At 46.0% G+C, this 17915-nt stretch carries 16 protein-coding genes; 7 read left to right on the top strand and 9 right to left on the bottom strand.

Annotated elements, in window-relative coordinates; translation table 11 throughout:
* Positions 1–8: 8 nt before the first annotated feature.
* The 7 genes from BM210_RS18940 (at position 9) to BM210_RS18910 (ending at position 7963) form a co-directional block, all read left to right on the top strand.
* Entirely contained in the window at positions 9–1247 is a 1239-nt protein-coding gene (locus tag BM210_RS18940) for a glycosyltransferase family 2 protein (protein ID WP_091171371.1), read from the top strand.
* A gap of 487 nt (positions 1248–1734) precedes the next feature.
* Positions 1735–2058: a hypothetical protein gene (locus tag BM210_RS18935; RefSeq protein ID WP_091171369.1), complete on the top strand. Its 324-nt coding sequence runs from the start codon at positions 1735–1737 to the stop codon at positions 2056–2058.
* A gap of 362 nt (positions 2059–2420) precedes the next feature.
* Positions 2421–3116, top strand: coding sequence for a response regulator transcription factor (locus tag BM210_RS18930; RefSeq protein WP_091171366.1), 696 nt, complete (start codon positions 2421–2423; stop codon positions 3114–3116).
* A complete protein-coding gene (locus BM210_RS18925; protein ID WP_256223808.1) occupies positions 3109–4692 on the top strand; it encodes a sensor histidine kinase in 1584 nt (527 codons plus the stop codon). Before BM210_RS18930 ends, BM210_RS18925 begins: the two co-directional genes overlap by 8 nt.
* Before the next feature lie 196 nt (positions 4693–4888).
* Positions 4889–5380 carry an RNA polymerase sigma factor gene (locus BM210_RS18920; protein WP_091171365.1) on the top strand — a complete coding sequence of 164 codons (492 nt, stop codon included), beginning with the start codon at positions 4889–4891 and terminating at the stop codon, positions 5378–5380.
* A gap of 1 nt (position 5381) precedes the next feature.
* Positions 5382–7271 carry a TolB-like translocation protein gene (locus BM210_RS18915; RefSeq protein WP_091171362.1) on the top strand — a complete coding sequence of 630 codons (1890 nt, stop codon included), beginning with the start codon at positions 5382–5384 and terminating at the stop codon, positions 7269–7271.
* Between the two features lie 233 nt (positions 7272–7504).
* Positions 7505–7963 (top strand): double zinc ribbon domain-containing protein, encoded by a 459-nt coding sequence (locus BM210_RS18910; protein WP_091171359.1) that lies wholly within the window; start codon positions 7505–7507, stop codon positions 7961–7963.
* Between the two features lie 35 nt (positions 7964–7998).
* On the opposite strand, the gene BM210_RS18905 is transcribed toward BM210_RS18910, so the two are convergent.
* The 9 genes from BM210_RS18905 to BM210_RS18865 all read right to left on the bottom strand — a co-directional run bounded on the left by BM210_RS18905 (position 7999) and on the right by BM210_RS18865 (position 17751).
* The gene (locus BM210_RS18905; protein ID WP_091171357.1) at positions 7999–9249 is read right to left on the bottom strand and encodes an LCP family protein; all 1251 of its coding nucleotides are present in this window, start codon (positions 9247–9249) and stop codon (positions 7999–8001) included.
* 173 nt (positions 9250–9422) lie between these two features.
* Complete coding sequence (chrA, locus tag BM210_RS18900; protein WP_256223806.1) at positions 9423–10604, bottom strand: chromate efflux transporter; 1182 nt, start codon at positions 10602–10604, stop codon at positions 9423–9425.
* Between the two features lie 92 nt (positions 10605–10696).
* Positions 10697–11443: a type I methionyl aminopeptidase gene (map, locus tag BM210_RS18895; protein WP_091171353.1), complete on the bottom strand. Its 747-nt coding sequence runs from the start codon at positions 11441–11443 to the stop codon at positions 10697–10699.
* A 258-nt stretch (positions 11444–11701) separates the two neighbouring features.
* Entirely contained in the window at positions 11702–12019 is a 318-nt protein-coding gene (locus BM210_RS18890) for a hypothetical protein (RefSeq protein WP_091171351.1), read from the bottom strand.
* 97 nt (positions 12020–12116) lie between these two features.
* Positions 12117–13574, bottom strand: a complete 1458-nt coding sequence (locus tag BM210_RS18885) for a stalk domain-containing protein (RefSeq protein WP_218184945.1) — start codon at positions 13572–13574, stop codon at positions 12117–12119.
* 4 nt (positions 13575–13578) lie between these two features.
* Positions 13579–14103 (bottom strand): dihydrofolate reductase, encoded by a 525-nt coding sequence (locus tag BM210_RS18880; RefSeq protein ID WP_091171347.1) that lies wholly within the window; start codon positions 14101–14103, stop codon positions 13579–13581.
* Between the two features lie 105 nt (positions 14104–14208).
* Positions 14209–15003 (bottom strand): thymidylate synthase, encoded by a 795-nt coding sequence (gene thyA, locus BM210_RS18875; RefSeq protein WP_091171345.1) that lies wholly within the window; start codon positions 15001–15003, stop codon positions 14209–14211.
* A 322-nt stretch (positions 15004–15325) separates the two neighbouring features.
* Positions 15326–16129, bottom strand: a complete 804-nt coding sequence (locus BM210_RS18870) for a nicotianamine synthase family protein (RefSeq protein WP_091171342.1) — start codon at positions 16127–16129, stop codon at positions 15326–15328.
* 266 nt (positions 16130–16395) lie between these two features.
* Positions 16396–17751 carry an MATE family efflux transporter gene (locus tag BM210_RS18865; protein ID WP_091171341.1) on the bottom strand — a complete coding sequence of 452 codons (1356 nt, stop codon included), beginning with the start codon at positions 17749–17751 and terminating at the stop codon, positions 16396–16398.
* Positions 17752–17915: the final 164 nt, after the last annotated feature.

The raw sequence follows: 17915 nt of genomic DNA, 5'->3' as shown, positions 1-17915 counted from the left end.
GATCATCCATGTTCATTTTCAAGCTGCTGGCCATCCTGACGCTGATATACTGGGTTGTTATGCTTGGAGATACGCTGTGGGCACGAAAACTGATGAGGCAGCTGCCTGCAAGCTCCAAGCCGGGAGGCTCCGCTTCCACTGAAGCCATTGTACCATCAGGCTTGGCCCAGCCGCGCGGTACTACAGCAAAAGAGCTTCCGCTCGTTTCTGTTATTATTGCCGCCAAGGAAGAAGAGGCCTCCATCACCGAGACCGTTAAGCATTTACTCAATCAAACATATCCAAGGTTCGAAATTATAGCAGTTAACGACCGTTCTCAAGACAGCACCGGACACAAGCTGGAGGAGCTGCGCAGATGGTCTCAAGGCAAGCGGGAGGTGGAAGTGCCCTTGACCATCATCCATGTTACGACGCTTCCCGCAGGCTGGCTTGGCAAAAATCATGCTCTATATCAAGGCTTCCTGCAGGCGCGTGGACAAATTATTTTGTTTACCGATGCAGATGTGCTGTTTCAGCCGCATGCGCTTGCCGACTCCGTGCATTATATGAAGGAAACCGAAGCTGATCATCTGACATTGACACCCAAGATCGTGGTAAACAGCTTTTGGCTGAGCGCCTTCGTCCAATATTTCTTCTTTACCTTCTCCTTATATATCCGGCCTTGGCGTGCGAATATTGACAGCCAGCACAAGCATGGGATGGGCGTCGGCGCTTTCAATATGATTACCCGACAGGCGTACGATCGTATCGGTACCCATCAGGCATTCGCCTTTCGTCCTGACGATGATTTGCAGCTTGGCATGCGGGTTAAGCAAGCGGGCCTGCGCCAGCGGTTGGCCTCAGGACGCACGCAGCTTGCGGTGGAATGGTACACGAGTCTAAGAGAAGCAGTACAAGGTTTGGAGAAAAATATTTTTTCAGGCTTTCAGTATCGAGTACTGCCCGCTGCTGCCGGCGTGATTGGACAACTGCTGATGTTCTTCTTCCCTTTTGTGGCGATCTTTGTGCTGCATGGCTGGGTATTTTGGAGCTATGTACTCTCCATTGTGCTTATGTTAACCGTCTACGGCCTGCTGATTCAATCGTTAATCGGCAAAATCGGCAAGGAGCTGCTCGTGTTTCCAGTTACCGTCTGCTTACTCAGCTATATCGTCACACGTTCCGTCTGGCTAACGCTGCGACAAGGCGGTATTCATTGGCGCGGTACTTTCTACGTGCTGGAGCAATTAAAAAAAATGAAACGCTAATCCGCTGAATCCACGTACATCAGCCAACACTTCACAAAATTTTAACACTGCAAACAATTGTGATATTATAAAATGTAACTAGAAGCGTATTCGATAAGGATCATTTTCCTGACTTCTACGCTATCCATTCATAAAGGAGAGAACTAATTATGACAACACTTTCCAACCGTCGCTTCACTTATGTCACTGGCGCTACACTGCTCACATTCGTTCTCATCGTTTCTTATCAGCTTTTTCAGGCACTGTAAGTTTAAACAAATAAATGGAGATGACAGCCTCCCTGTCTACAGCAGGACTAACGCTATTCATCTTCCCATCATACCGGAGCTGTGACTGGCTCCCTATTCAAGGATACAGCGCATCTGCTGTATCTTTTTTACTGGGTTCGATCAGGATGGATGTCGAAGGGTACCCTTGGATATTTGGGACAAAAATGGTACATTAAATGACAGCATACTTACGATATATATGAAAGAGGGCATACGCTTTGAATTCAATGGACAATAAACAGGCCGCAAGCCTGATTGAAAAATGGATCCCCTATTACGAGATGGACGAGCCGGAAGCCTGGGAGCGGGATGAATATCCGTCTGTGAAAAACGCTTGCAAAGCGATGCGTTTGGCCATCCAGGTGCTTCGTGGCAAGCCTGCAGCAGGAGAAGCGCAGCTTAAAGAGGCTGCCAAGCAGCTCGAGCAGTTTCTCGAGGAGCACTATCTGGATGACCCCGATGAATGGGAAAAAGAAAATGTTGCTTTTGTCCAGCAGGTGCTGAATGCGATTCAGTATACAATTATTTTTCTTAAGAAATAGGCATGACTGCGAGTCTGCGTGTATCCTTGATACGCTGCACTCCTGAGTACTGAAGATCGTTGCGGATCTATTCAGCCGGTTCTTATCTTCTCCTCATCTGTTCAGCTGGTCTTGATCTTGCTTCACACATGTCCTTATCAACTTCTTGAATGCAGCCTGTTGAGACCTCTCAGCGGGCCTTCTTGTTATTCCGGGTCTCACTCAGCTGCAGAGGGTGTGCATACCGCCTCCAGAAAGAGGATGCCCATCCTTATATCCACAGCCCACCCTTAAGAAATTGTTAAGGTATATCCTGCCATTTTATTAAGAACTAACGATTATAATAAAGCCATACATCAGAAAGTCAGGAGGAGGAAGCCCGTATCGCAGCGCCCAAAACTATACTGATTGTCGACGACGAGAAGGAAATTATCGATCTGTTGGAAATTTATTTAAAAAATGAAGGCTATCTGCTGCTGCGCGCATCCGATGGAGAAGCCGCGCTGCGTATTTTGGAAAAAGAAGAGGTGGATTTGATCGTGCTCGACATCATGATGCCCCGAATGAACGGGATTGAGGCTTGTCACAAAATCCGCGAACAGCAAAATATGCCCATTATTATGCTCTCGGCCAAAGGAGAGGATATGGACAAAATTATCGGTCTCAGCAGCGGTGCCGACGATTATTTGGCAAAGCCATTCAACCCGTTGGAGCTAATCGCCCGCATCAAGTCGCAGCTGCGCCGCTACACAAGACTCAATATCCCTCCTGTGAGCAAGGAGCATGAAATCGAGGTGGATGAGCTGCTCATCAATACACAGACTCACGAGGTGAAGCTGGATGGGCGCAGCATAAAGCTGACACCGCGGGAGTTCGCCATACTGGAGCTGCTCGCTCGCCATCGCGGCATCGTATGGAGTATTGAAAAAATCTATGAAGCGGTCTGGCAGGAAGCTTATTTTGATTCGGACAACACGGTGATGGTCCATATCCGCAAAATCCGTGAGAAAATAGAAGCCAATCCGCGCAAGCCCAAATATATCAAAACAATCTGGGGGGTTGGCTACAAAGTTGAGTAAATATTCCGATATGCATCCTCAGTCTCGTTTGAACCGTTTTCCCTTTACCTGGTTCCCGTTTAATTTGCTGCGCGGCTTGATCCTGTTTGCTCTAGACCTGTATCGCATGCTGAACGGACAAGTTGCTCGAAGCCTGCGCCTGCAACTGATGTTCGCCTTTGCTTTTTGTTTGGCTGCCTCGCTCATCTTCTACTCCTTAAGCTCAGCCATATTCGGCGAAATCAAGCAGGAGCCTGTGATTGATTATGAATCCGGAGTGCAGCGCATTGATAATGCAGCAGAGAGTTTGGCTCGCATATTAAGCGATGATTACCACCGCTTCAACGAGACTGAGAAACAAAGTCCTGAAGCAATGGCCCTGATCGAAAAGCAGCGCGAACAAGAATTTACGGAGCAAGTCCAGCGCGAAAGCTCCAATAACCGTTACAAAATTATGGTTACAGACCTCTCCGGCAGGGTCATATTTAAAAGCTTTAATACGACTGAAACGAGCATTGATATTCATAAAACAATCCGCAGCTCGATGGATACCCGCAGGCAGCAAAACCTGACGCGGAGGCAGGAGGCTTCGAGCCTGTATCCCGTAACATATAAGACGCAGCCCGCCTATCTGTATGTCAGCGGTATTCCTGAGCCGAATATCAGCTACAAGCACGGAGAAAGTCCTTTTACGAAAGTAGGTTCATTTATCCTATTTATCGTCCTGTTCTACTTTATAACCCAGAAGAAAATGCGTTATATCGAGGAGCTCGCCGGAGGGCTGATTACAATTGCAACAGGCAATCTGAACTCTCGGGTGGCGGAACGAAGTGACGATGAGTTGGGCTCGCTCGCCAAAAATATGAACCTGATGGCTGAGAAGCTGCAGCTGAAAATCGAAGAGGAGCGCCGGGCCGAGCGTTTAAAAAACGAGCTCGTTACGAACGTTTCGCATGACCTGCGTACTCCGCTCACGCTCATAATTGGCTATTTAAGACTGTTGAATGATAAAAATTACGAGACCGAGCAGCAAGCACGAACCTATCTCAGCATCGCCTACAATAAATCGGAAAAGCTCAATTCATTGATCAATGACCTATTTATGTACACGAAGCTGACCCACCAGGACATTCCGCTTAATAAAGAAGGCATCGCTCTTAATGATCTGCTGGAGCAGCTGCTGGAGGAATTCGTCACACCGGCCGAGGAGCAGCAGGTTATCCTCTCCCGCCACATTCCCAGGGAAAAATTATTCGTCAGCATCGATGTCGATCAGATGATCCGTGTATTCGAAAATCTGCTCGGCAACGCACTGAAGTATAGTCCGAAACCCGGGGTTATCACGGTCAGTATGGTGAAGGAGCAGCGCTACGGTATCGTCCGGATCGGCAATAAAGCTGATGAGGTGTCAGAACACGATCTCGATCAGCTGTTCGACCGATTTTTCAGGGTGGATGCATCGCGTTCCTCGGACACAGGTGGTTCAGGATTGGGACTGGCTATAGCCAAAAGTATCATCGAAGCGCATGAAGGTTCCATAGGCGTTGAGCAAAAGGACGGCGAGCTTGTCTTTACTATTCAACTCAAGCTGGCTTGAAGGCTGTATCGGAATTTTATAAAATAAGGTTAAACATGCAGGGGCTTCCTTTGAAATAAAGGGCCCCTGCATTTGATTTTTATCGGAATGTAGGGGTATGTGGTAACGTGCTAATTTTCAAATAAAAAAAATTTTTAATGCAATGATACTTTTGAGCGGTAGCTTCGTTATTTGTATTGGAGAGGGGAAGATCCAATTGCATGAAAAATTTGTAGACATGTATGATCATTATTTTGATGATGTATACCGTTTTGTTTTGTTTAAGACAGGTAACCGATGGGACACAGATGATCTGGTTAGTGAGATCTTCCGAAAATCCTTTGAAAAATTTGATACCGTTACACACCCAAATGTTAAACCTTGGCTTATGACCATAGCACGAAATACGGTAATTGACTTTTATCGCAAACGGAAGGAGTTTACCTATGGCCAGGACCCGGATGTCATTGGTTACTCACAAACCAAAGTGCTTTTCGATGAAATTGAGCTCCGTAATGATTGCTTAAAGCAATCGATCCTGACTCTAGCCCCGGACGAGAGGGAGATCATTAACATGAAATACATAGCAGGACTGAAATATAAAGAAATTAGTACAATATTGAGTAAAACCGAACAATGGCTCAAGACCAAATCACATCGGATCAAACAAAAAATGGAAACCTTTATCACCATATGCATGGAGGGTTAATATGCAGCAACCACGGTCACAGTTCGATGAAATGATGGAAGAGGTCAAGATGAGTCTGCCCGTTAATCAGGAGCTGAAACAAGAGCTCAGGCAATCTTTTGTATACAAGCGAAGGAAAAAATCTTATTCCCGGATATGGACTTGGACAGGCGCCGTGGCTGCCTTGTTGTGTATGGCGCTGCTCAGCACTGTTTTTTTGCCGGAAAAAGCGGTCCCGAGAACAGAGGCTGCTTCACTTCATATTTCAGATCAGTTTTCCTTAATTGAACAGCTAGGAGAAGAGAATAGCGCGGGAATGGCAGAAAGCAACGGTGTACTTTATTTCCCTCTACTTGGAAAAGGGCTATACGCTTATGGAAATGGACAATTTATTAAGCTCATTGATGGAAATATCAATTTTGTCCGTGTATCCCCTGATAATCAACAATTGGTGTATACAGTGGAGGGCCATGTTTATGTGTACGATCTAACAACACACACAAGCAAACAACTGCTGCAGGGAGAAACGTCAATAAGTCATGTAGAAACCCCTGCATGGTCGCCTGACGGCAAGCGTATCGCATTTGTAAATAAAAGCATTGCAAATAGCGGTCTCAAAGAAATCTGGGAACTCGATTTAAAAAAGGGAACGTCTCGAAATCTTGGAGAAGGCACTAGCCCCTCATACGTCGCTGGTCACCATACACTGTTTCTAGAAAAAAATAATCAAATTGTAAGTAAAGATCTTACAAATAATGAGGAAAAGGTGCTGGATAGCGGTAAGTATCCAAGCGTATCGCAGGATGGAGCTTATGTGGCTTATGTAAAATCGCAAGGAGATCCCGTAATGGAGGATGTATGGATTGCAGATGCGAATTTTAGTACGAAGAAACAGGTGACCGAAAATCATCTTTCTGAAGCATGGGATCAACAAACCGGTCAAATCGTCGAAGGAAAACAACAAGCTCTTAATACCTTCGAGCAGCCGACTTGGAGCCAAAATTCGCAAAGTTTGTTTGTATATAAAGTGTTTCATACCAATACCATTTGGAAAAAGTTAATGCGATTCGATCTTACCCAAAACCAAGCAACTCCAGAAGAAGTTGTTGCCAAGTCCATACAGGCTCTTATTTATCGGGATGAAAACTATGCCCACAGTTTTTTCAACTATGATCCCGGTTATTTAAAAGGAACGAATCCGCGTCAGGTTGGATACAGGATTACAGGCAGCGGACAGGAACAAGGACAACCTTTTGTGGATGCAGAAACTTATTTGTCCTATACCGCCGAGCCTTATTATCAAATCATAAAAACGCATTATACACTAACGGATGGACCCAGAGGTTTCAAAATTGCTGCGATGGACGAACAGAAAAGTATTGAAGTGAGTGGGGCAATCGGGTCTGTGTCGCTCACCGTTAATGGAAGTAAACAATCGCTGTTTACTATGAATGATATCCCCATCGATGATCAATGGATTCATGACTCATTCAACAACATAGTCTATAATGAGTCCTCCCAGACGGTTTGGTTCACTTTAAAACAGAAAAACAATCACGATTGGCGTACACAGGTTATGAGCTTTAATATGAGCACGAGACAGTTTATTCGTATAGATACAATCCAAAATGTAATATCTGAAAATGTAATTGTTGACCCCGATCAAAAGTATATGGCTATCGACATTATAAACAGGGACAGCGATTACCATACAGATACCTTGGTATATAATCTGCAAACTCATGAAAGAACGATACTGTCAGAAAAAATTCAAGGTGCCAAGCCAAGCCAAGTTCATACACGTTTTTGGAACCATGGGAAGTTAACCTTCTATGCCCATATAGATGGGCGAGATGTATTCTTCAGGTTCATTCCCGAGCTGCAAAAGCTGGATACTGACAATACGGACTAAAAGCAGTAATAAGACCGCCAGCCTAAACAGGCTGACGGTCTTATTATTTACACTCGACCTTTTTCCCACCTTCTACACTGCTGCAGAAGCTGGATCGAGAATAAAACTTATTCCCACCGATTGGTTATGCCTTAACATGATCGATAAGGAATTGAATTTTAACAAATCGTCCCTAAGTATCCATATCATGCTATAATATTCATGATTTTATCAGATATGAAAGGACAGATAAGATGGCATATAAAGTTTGCTCGAACTGTAATGAAGATAACTCGGAATCTGCAACGGTATGCAGCAGTTGCAGTCATCACCTACTCAACTCCAAGGTTTATGGAATTCCAAATAACGAAATCATATCCAAGGCGAAAAAAAGTAAGATCTGCTCTAATTGTTCAGAAAAGCTTGATGAGGATTCTTTTCATTGTAAATATTGTGGTCATATGACCGTTCCATCACCAGCGCAGGATTATCCCTATCGTCGTCACACTTACCAATCACCATCATCAGATAATAGCAGCGCAGTTATCTTATTGTTCATAGCTACATTTATTATCCCGATCGTTGGTTTAATTGTTGGGGGAATTTACGCGCTGGATGATGATCCCGATAAAAGCAGTATAGGTAAAGGTTTAGTCGTATTCGGTCTTATCATGATTGTTTTAGGTGTTATCTTGTGGAATGTACTAACCTAAAATCCTTATTCTTCTTTACCCGACCTTCTTTATGTTTATTCACCCGTCCGTTTATCATAAGTAGATTTACTAACGGTATCTTGGTCATTAGCCACTGGAGGTTTTGGACTTACAGTCGTACCGGTCGATGGCTTACTGGTTTGCGGACTTGTGCCAGTCCCGGCACTGCCATTCTTGCCTGGATTTGTACTTGTTCCTGTACTTGTTCCTGCTCCCTGTGTGCCGGTTCGTGTTTCATTGGAACTTTCCAGAGGCTTCCCTATGCTTCCTGAATTGGTTTCATTGCTGATATTTCCAGGACTTGCCTTAGGATTCATGTCATAATCCGAATTCATACCCGTATCCGTCAATCCGCCGCCATTGAGCTGCATTTTCAGTGCATTCCGTGCCTTATTGAGCTCTTCATCAGACACTACAATATAAGGACTAATCCACTCCCCGTCCAACGGCATGTACTGCACATTTTCAGGTGAGATGTCATAATAAGTACGCAGGAAATCACGCAGCTGCGAGGCTGGCACATCCGTACGAATGTGATCACCCAGTGTACCGATGATTGTCCCCAGCTTCGTGACGCCATCCACACTTTTCAGTGAGCTGAGGAGCTCGTTCAACACCTGCTGCTGACGCTGATTCCGCTCCAAATCGCTTGATTCCTCTGTATTGCGGTTGGACTTGCGGTATCTGACAAAGTCGAGTACCTTTTTGCCATCCAGCAAAGCCGTCCCCTTTTTTAAATTAATATCTGTTCCATCCTCATCATCCACATAACGCATATCCATATCGATATCAATCGTCAATCCGCCCATCAAATCGACTACCTTACGGAAGCCATCAAAATCTACCGTTACTGCATAATCAATGGGTATCCCCAGTAAATCACTGAAGATCTGCTTTGTATTCGCAAACGCCGTCTCTTTATCCTTGAGCATAAAATGAGGATAGTAATAGTTGGCTTTACGGGCTTCCAGCCCCTTCGGATCCAGCTGCAAATCACGCGGAAGCGATACCAGGGTTGCGGACTTTTTGTCCGGATTTAATGTGACTACCATAATAACATCCGAATTCAGGCTGCCGGTTTCAGGGCGGTAATCAATCCCCATCAGCAGCAGTGTAAGCGGCTTAACCTTGGCTGATTCCTTAACTGGTACAGTCACAGATGTGGGATCGCTAATTTTATTTATGGCTTCCTCCGCTTTACTGTAAATAGAGTATGTATATAGGCCCGTAACACCTGCAAGTAAAATTACACAAAGACTCGTTATTATCCATATTTTTTTTTTCATATGCAAGCTCCGTTCCAATCGTAATACCGGATATCATCGTATATACCCTTAAACTTATATACCCTTAAATAATGAAAAAGGTTGCAATGCAACATCAATTTGTTAATTTAAATTAGCTGAGAAGGACTTTTGGGAAAGGGAGCCGATGGCACGCTCATTCCTGGCCTCACCACCTATTGCAGAGCCGCAAGCAGCATCCCGCCGCCTATCGACAGGAATACCATGCACCACGAAGGCAGCTTCCAGAACAGTAGAGCCCCGAATAAAGCAAGCACCAGCACAAAGTCACCAGTCGTCCGCACCGCAGTTACCCACACCGGATCATAGAGCGCAGCCAACAAAATACCAACAACAGCTGCATTAATGGCAGTAAGCGCACCACGGGTTTGGGGCTGGCTGCGCAGTTGGTTCCAAAAAGGCAATGCCCCCAGCACCAGCAAAAATGCGGGAAGGAAAATCGCCACCGTCGCGACTACAGCGCCAAGCCAGCCATGGATCATATAACCCAAGTAAGAGGCGAACGTAAACAAGGGTCCCGGAACTGCTTGCGATGCCCCATAACCCGCCAAAAGCTGCTCCTTGCTCAACCAGCCCATCGGCATAATTTCCTGCTCCAGCAGGGGCAGCACCACATGGCCGCCACCGAAGACAAGTGCTCCTGTACGGTAGAAGCTATCGATCATTGCCAGCCAGATGCTCGGAATAAAGCTCCGAAGCATAGGTAGCACGAATAACAAAGTTACGAATACGATCAGCGAGCAGACAGCAAGCCTGCGATACGCTGGGGATAAAGCCTGCACAGGTTTTTCCATTGCCTTGCCGCTTTGCTTGTAGATCATCAGACCAAGAACACCTGCCGCTATAATGAGAGTCAGCTGTGTGTACGTAGAGGGTAAGAGAAGAGATATTGCGACTGTAACTATCGCTATTGTTGCTCTTCCGCGATCAGGTGCCAGATTTTTGCCCATTCCCCATACAGCCTGCGCCACGATGGCTACAGCAGCCAGCTTAAGTCCATGGAGCCAGCCTGTGTTCGACACATCCCAGCCCTGAGACAAATAAGCAAAGAAGGCGAGCGCCACTGCAGAGGGCAGTGTAAACCCGATCCAGGCCATAATAGCTCCAATAACTCCGCCTCGGATGAAGCCGATCCCGATGCCAACCTTACTGCTCGCCGGGCCCGGAAGAAATTGACACAAAGCGACGAGATCCGCATAACTTGCTTCATCAATCCACTGCTTGCGTTTCACATATTTTTCATGAAAATAACCAAGGTGCGCTGCTGGGCCTCCGAACGAGGTTAACCCTAATTGAAAAGAGACTGCCAATATATGAAGCCACGACTCTCGTTTCATTTTCCACTCCATCCTGTCGTATTTTGTACTTCCAGCTTATCACAAAAAAATAGCCCCGGTCTATTTTAGACGCAGGGCTGGACCACTTCGATTTAAAGTTGTGTTAAAATAACGGGGCCTTCACTCGTGATTGCAATCGTATGCTCGTATTGAGCAGATAGCCCGCCATCATATGTTCTCGCTGTCCATCCGTCGGCATCAGTCTTCGATTGGTAGGCAAATTCATTGATCATCGGTTCAATCGTAATGACCATACCCTCCGTAAACCGAACCCCTTTGCCCCTATGTCCATAATGGGGAACCTGTGGCTCTTCATGCATGGATTGCCCGATCCCGTGGCCGACAAAATCCCTCACGACCGAGAAGCCCTGGGCTTCCGCATAGGATTGAATGGCATATCCAACATCACCCATACGGTTGCCGATCTTCGCTTGCTCAATACCGCGCATCAAGCATTCCTTGGTTACTCTTAGCAGCTTATCTGCTGTTTCAGATACGTTTCCTACTTTATAGCTCCAAGCCGAATCCGCCAGCCAACCATTGAGATTAACAACCATATCGATGGTCACAATATCACCATCATGGAGCGGCTCTTTTTTGGGAAATCCGTGGCAGATGACATCATTCACAGATGCACAGGTAGCGTATTCGTACCCGTGATAACCTTTTTGCTCAGGTGTGGCACCATTTTCCTGAAGAAACTTTTCAACAAATTGATCGATTTCCCATGATGTAACTCCCGGCTTGATTCGTTTGGCTATCTCCTGATGACAACGCGCTAGGATGATTCCGGCTTCTCTCATTTGAGCTATTTCCTGCTTGCTTTTTATGATTATCACAGCTTCACCTCTTCAATACAATTCTCGGTAAACCCAATGTGACCGGGTCCCGTTAGGCATAAAACATCTTCCATACGTATGCAGCAAGTAGACATAATGTTAACATATAATTTCGTCGGCGACAAAGATTGTCAAACAGCCCGAAAACACCATGGTTTTGGCGTTCTCGGGCTGTTGAATAATGGGATGTGGCAGCAGGGATCAACAGTTGCCCTCATGGTTAGGTGGCAGCCTCAATCCCCCCTTTGTCTATTTGGATCAACGAACCTGCTTAGGCTGCTCTGAGTTGCCAATGACGACGTCAAGACTTTGTTGAGCCTGGGTCAGCTGGTCCTGAACCTGCTCAAGCACCTGCCGGTTGGGCTCAATTTCCTGCATACTGATCTGGCTTTGCGCCTGCTGCACAGTACGCATAGCTGTCTCCAACTGATCAATAGAGCTGGCTAGCTTCTGCGGGTTGGAATCAATCTGTGCGTGGCGCACCGCCATTTCCGCATCCTTGGCAACCTGAATTGCCTTCTCCGCGTTGTCGATTACATGCCGTAAGGGCATCTGATGCTGATTGACTTCAGTCATTATGGGCACATCCTCTCAGTGGTTACTTCTCCCATAAGATGCGCCAAAATCACTGCATTCATTCCTCAGCTTTTCCAAACACCGCCTGATTTCCTACTTACTTCAGATCCAAGGCTGCCCGATACAGCTCCTGATCCCAGCCGACCTTCGCTCCCAGCGTTTCACCTACAAAACGCAGAGGGATATAAATATGCCCATCCACAATAGTCGGCGCCTGATCAAGCTGGACAGACTTTCCATTAACTGTCGCTACAGGCACATCCGGGCGCAGGATGAGCTCGATGGAGCCACGCTTGGACGTCAATGCCCGTTCTTGCTCATTCCATTGGAAGTCCGCGCCAATCCGTTCAAAAATGCCTCGAAATGGGACCATCGTTACATCCTTCTTTATGAAGCCACGGAATTCATGGACGAAGCTTCCGTTTACAGTCACTTGTACCTGAGGATCCTCAAAGCGCTTCACGATGAGAGCATTGCTCAGCAGCCTTCCAGGAGTCCGCTTCATGGCCCCCTCCACATACAAGCCCGAGCTGGAACCGCCATCCATGTTCATGGCCTCTTTCAAACCAAGCTGGACAAGTGCCTGCGCCATATCAGCAACTGTTGCTGCGGAGAGTGTCCCCATCATCAAGCTGCCATTATCATCTACTCCGACAAAGCTGCGGGTATTGGCTGTACTTGTAATTCTCGGATCATCGAAACCATCCCTTGCATAATCGATATCCACCTGTCCGTCCGTCACAAGCTTCGGTCCCACACCCATTGCGGTGTCCCACGATTGCGTCAGATTTTCCGTGACTCCGCTGTTTCCATCCACGATGAGCGCTTCAATCTCTACCTCGTCCCCTTCATGGAGATGAGGCAGCAGATTGCTGTCATTATTGGTTGAATGCCCTACGTAGATCACATACCCTTGCTCAGGCACGTCTGCTGCTTGTTCGGTCATCCTTGTGATCCGTCCACCTTCGATGATAACCTTCATCCCACCCGTACGATCAATGCGCTCAGCAAAATGACGGGTATAAGCGACCACCTGATCCCGGTCCTCATCACCATAATAGGTGTTAGTTCCCCACGGTGATACGGTGTATACACTTTTATTATGCTTCACTTTGAATGCTAGGGCAGTCTCCAGTTGATGGATCAACGCCGACTTATCCGTGCGGATGCCAAGCGATACATTGTTACCTGAACGTACAAAACTGCCAGACTCCACCATCAAGCCGTTCGGATGCCTTAAGCTTTCGTCCTTCTCATACGCATCAAAAAAGGTTCCATTCACCGCTGCTACCGCATCGCTGCGATTGATCATAGCAGCGAAGCTTTCCACATGCCCGATTCCTTCAGCTGCAGTCACAGGCATCACGCGAAGATACGGGTCCAACAGGTCAATTGTTGTCCATTGTATCGTGAAGCTTTTACCGTTTGCCTGAACAACGGTTGAATGAAGCGGTAACGAACCGCTCGCGGCGGCAGCTCCATTCGGCACCATCCATCCCAGCATGAGAATAGCCATTGCTGCTGCCGCAGCTTGCTTGCTCCAGAACTTCTTCATATGATCAGCTCCGTTCGCCCGCCGGTTGGATACGCTCATAGACGACATAGTCGTGCTCGTACACATTTTTTTCATCTATGACTCCGGTTTCTCTGGCGACTTCCCGCCACTCGGCTTCATTGACTTCCGGAAAGTAGGTATCAACTTCAAATCGGTGAGCAATCTCTGTGATATACATGCGGTCCACATGCGGCATGAACAGCTTAAATACCTCGACGCCTCCGATGATAAACAGCTCTTTGCCTTCCCAGCTGCCGCCGCGTCCAAAGCGCTCCAATGTCTCTTCGACCGAATGGACCACGTCACAGCCCTCCGCGTTAAAATTCTCATCCCTGGTCAAAATAACGTTGTGCCGCTTCGGCAAAGGCTTATTACCGATTGATTCAAACGTTTTGCGGCCCATCAGGATCGTATGCTCCAGTGTCATTCTTCTGAAATAAGCAAAATCCGCCGGTAAATACCACGGCATCCGGTTATCCTTGCCAAAGCCTCTTGCTTCATCCATAGCAAAAATATAGGATATGGTCATTAAGATCCCACCACCTTGTTCTATTGTTGTTGTTAAATGAAGGGAACTGCCCTTCGTTCATTAGTGACCTTAAGGGCAGTCCCGATATGTGTTATTATTGTTCGCTTAAACTGCGATTATAGCCTTGATCCCCGGATGTGCCTCATAACCTTTAAATTCAAAATCCTCAAACGTATAGTCGAAGATCGAATCCGGTTTTCTTTTTATGTGAAGTGTTGGCAGCGGAAACGGCTCCCGGGTCAGCTGCAGCTCGACCTGCTCCAAATGGTTCAAATAAATATGAGTATCGCCGCCCGTCCAGATCAGGTCTCCAACATCCAGATCACATTGCTGTGCAATCATATGAGTGAGCAGCGCGTATGAGGCCAAATTAAAGGGAAGCCCCAAAAACGTGTCGATCGATCTCATCTGAAACATGCAGGACAGCTTGCCGTTAGCCACATAAAACTGAAATGCATAGTGGCAGGGCGGCAAAGCCATTGTCTCGATCTCAGCAACATTCCATGCGCTTACCAGATGCCGCCGGGAATCGGGATTCGTGCGAATTTGCTGGATCAGGTTCGTGATCTGATCGATTGCTTGTCCATCAAGTGCTGGCCAAGTGCGCCACTGAGCACCATAAACTCGACCCAGATTACCCTCTTCATCCGCCCATTCGTTCCATATCCTCACACCGTTTTCACGTAAATAGGTAACATTTGTGCTTCCACTTAGAAACCACAGCAGCTCATGAACAATCGATTTGATATGAAGCTTCTTCGTAGTTATTAACGGAAAGCCCTGCTGCAAATCAAACCTCAGCTGTCTGCCGAATACCGATATTGTGCCTGTTCCTGTACGATCCTCTTTACGTACACCATGCTCCATTACATCCTGTAACAAATCCAAATACGCTTTCATTGGCCACCTCATCAGTCAGATTTTCGCGCCGCAGCGAAAGATGCATAGACTTTATTATAACAGAGACCGCCCTGCTGCGAAATCATGCTGAGCTGGCATCATGGATATATCGTAATATTTACTATTATTATGCAGAGTGGACAAGGGATCCATCAGTATCACAGCATAACGAATATGAAACAGCTATGCTTGATGAATGATCTCCAGCCCGTCATATCTCTCAATATATTCCAAAAAAAGAATAGCCAGCCCCAATCGGCCGGACCAGCCCTTGGACATATTTACCACTGTATGCAGTGCTGTGGGCCCCGCTACTGTATTCTCATACTCCTTCCATTTGCATCGTTCGCTCCAGAATCATTGTGTCATAAATAGGCTCCTTGGAATCCAGACTGATTTGACTCCATTCTCCGCTTAAGTCTTCATCCAGCGGATAATTAAACAGCGATTTTAGACCATTTCCATACCTCAACATAATTTTGACACGGCTATGCACGGTTTGCTTCAGCTCATCCAGCACCTCCAGCTTATTTTTGACAAGTGAAGCAACAATGACATGAGTAGCCTCCTTGCTAAAAGCCAGTTCATTCAGCCGCTTGTGGGTAAACGCCACTCTAGATTCCAGACCGGACATCGCCGCCGTGTTTCTGCCAAGTTCCACGGCTTCCATATCGATATCCAGACACATCACCTCAGCCCCTGTTTCCTGTGCTATGGTTAACGCCGATACCGGAAATGCACCCGATCCAATAAACAGCACCTTTGATTGATGATTAATTTGCATACTTTCGAGCTCTGCTTTCACTGATTGGGATAGTCTTTCGATATAATCACTTATGTTAAGCTCATGATTGCCAATACGGCGTGATAAATACTTTTCCATATTGCATAAAGCCTTGATCGAGGTTTCTCTCAGCGCAACGGATTGCTCCTGTACCTCCATGTGTTGACTCCATACACTCCATAGCTTGATGTTTTTATTCAAGCTCATGAACTGGCATAGGCCATCCAACTTAGTTCTCAAGAGCTCAAAGCATTCACGGCACTCCTCCGAAAACAAAGTTAATTGCTTGATTTCATAATCCAGCAGCTTCAAAGCAAGAATAAATTCATATTTATCTCTCATGGCCCACCCTCCATATATCTACATGTTTACATGCATATATAACTTTCCCGCTGAAAAGTACGGGAGTGATGTTTCAAACAAGATAAATGTATTCATATATTGTTACTTTAATTCAAAAATATGGAATATGTGCACATAACTTTATGCCCTTATCGGGCATAAGCTGAAATGGCTCGTTGTTCGGTTCATTAATTGACTACAGCGATCCATGGTTTGGTATCTTTGTTCGTGCTCATCTGTAGTTCGTTTCCTTTATCCAAGTGCTCTCATTTACGGTCAAAAACGCGAATCCATTTATAGCGGTTAACCTTGACAATGGCAACAAAGCATTTCAGAATCTGATCACACTTCAGGAACATGAATGTAACCACTGGAGACAAGTCAAATACAAAAGCACAGAGTGCCGAAGCCGGCAGCACAACCAGCCACATGAAAATAAAGTCATTATACAGCACGAATCGGGTATCCCCGCCGCTTCTTACAATACCCGTTAAGACTGGCATCTGATAGGCCGTTCCAATCACGGTAATCGACAAAACCGTCATAAATTGCAGGGCAAGGGCTTTGGCGTCATAGGAAATTGCATATAAATTAATCACATAGTCCTTCGTTACAAACAGGAGAAAGCCCGTACCTATACCGATAAAAACATACAGGATTTGCAAGGTTTTGCTGTAGGCTTTGACTTTATCGAGCTGACCCTGGCCGATTGTTGTGCCGATCAGTATGGCTGAAGCACTGGCCGAAGCAAATAACAACACCGATACCAGCTGGAAAATGGTCGTGGCGATACTGTTGGCTGCTATAGCCGGTCCTCCCATATGCCCCAAAATAGCGGTTTGCACAGCCATGGCTGTCGCCCATAACGCGTTCGAAAGTACAATAGGCGAGCCGATTTTTATATATTGCTTGAACAAAAACGGGTCGATATAAAAGAAGTCCTTGAGCTTCAGTAAAATTTTGGTATCAAATCGCTTGATATACACGCAGACAATGATACATTCAATGATTCGCGCAATTAACGTGGCTATCGCAGAACCGCTTACTCCGAGACTTGGAAATCCAAAATGCCCGTAGATCAGTACATAATTCAAACATACATTAATTACTAATGTAGATAAGGATACCACCAACCCGACCTTGACCGTCTCCACACTCCTCAGGGAGGCAAGAAGAACGTTCGTTATTGCAAAAAACACGTAGGAAAAGCAAATGATTTTCAAATAAGCCATACCTTCAGAAATGACACTCTGATCATTCGTAAATAGAGACAAGCAGCCCTCTGGAAAGAAAAAGACGATTGCCAACATAATCACACTTAAAAGAATCGCGAGGCGCATTCCGATACTGATTACCTTTTTTATTGAACCCGTATCTTTGGCACCCCAGTAGCGTGACGCCATAATAACCATGCCTTCGCCCGCACCCATAACCAGCATTTGCAGTATAAACTGAATCTGGTTGGCAAGGGACACACCCGACAATGACGATTCACTGTAACCCCCAAGCATCAGGTTATCCGATAGATTAACACCAAGGGTGATCATGTTTTGCAGTCCAATCATCAACGTCAGCAGCAAAAATCTTTTGTAAAAAAATCGTTCACGTACGAATAAGCTCATCCCAGCTACCTTCTTTATCATGATATAAATTTAGTTATTGCTTAACCGAGACTACCATACAATACAATTTAGAACAATAACGGGATTAATTATGTTACTCTCTGATAGGTCTGCTTATTCAGCAGCATGAAGAAAAAAAAGACGGTCCCATAAAGGCAGCCGTC

This window comes from Paenibacillus sp. 1_12 (assembly GCF_900114475.1).
GTDB lineage: Bacteria > Bacillota > Bacilli > Paenibacillales > NBRC-103111 > Paenibacillus_S.
The sequence above is the reverse complement of the archived record's forward strand: the minus strand, read 5'-3'. Positions and strand labels throughout refer to the sequence as shown.

What these genes read in the sequence shown, in the direction of transcription:
- BM210_RS18940 (WP_091171371.1), top strand. Translation starts at nt 9, where the DNA reads ATGTTCATTTTCAAGCTGCTGGCCATCCTGACGCTGATATACTGGGTT.
- BM210_RS18915 (WP_091171362.1), top strand. Translation starts at nt 5,382, where the DNA reads ATGCAGCAACCACGGTCACAGTTCGATGAAATGATGGAAGAGGTCAAG.
- BM210_RS18910 (WP_091171359.1), top strand. Translation starts at nt 7,505, where the DNA reads ATGGCATATAAAGTTTGCTCGAACTGTAATGAAGATAACTCGGAATCT.
- BM210_RS18905 (WP_091171357.1), bottom strand. Translation starts at nt 9,249, where the DNA reads ATGAAAAAAAAAATATGGATAATAACGAGTCTTTGTGTAATTTTACTT.
- chrA (WP_256223806.1), bottom strand. Translation starts at nt 10,604, where the DNA reads ATGAAACGAGAGTCGTGGCTTCATATATTGGCAGTCTCTTTTCAATTA.
- BM210_RS18890 (WP_091171351.1), bottom strand. Translation starts at nt 12,019, where the DNA reads ATGACTGAAGTCAATCAGCATCAGATGCCCTTACGGCATGTAATCGAC.
- BM210_RS18885 (WP_218184945.1), bottom strand. Translation starts at nt 13,574, where the DNA reads ATGAAGAAGTTCTGGAGCAAGCAAGCTGCGGCAGCAGCAATGGCTATT.
- BM210_RS18880 (WP_091171347.1), bottom strand. Translation starts at nt 14,103, where the DNA reads ATGACCATATCCTATATTTTTGCTATGGATGAAGCAAGAGGCTTTGGC.
- thyA (WP_091171345.1), bottom strand. Translation starts at nt 15,003, where the DNA reads ATGAAAGCGTATTTGGATTTGTTACAGGATGTAATGGAGCATGGTGTA.
- BM210_RS18870 (WP_091171342.1), bottom strand. Translation starts at nt 16,129, where the DNA reads ATGAGAGATAAATATGAATTTATTCTTGCTTTGAAGCTGCTGGATTAT.
- BM210_RS18865 (WP_091171341.1), bottom strand. Translation starts at nt 17,751, where the DNA reads ATGAGCTTATTCGTACGTGAACGATTTTTTTACAAAAGATTTTTGCTG.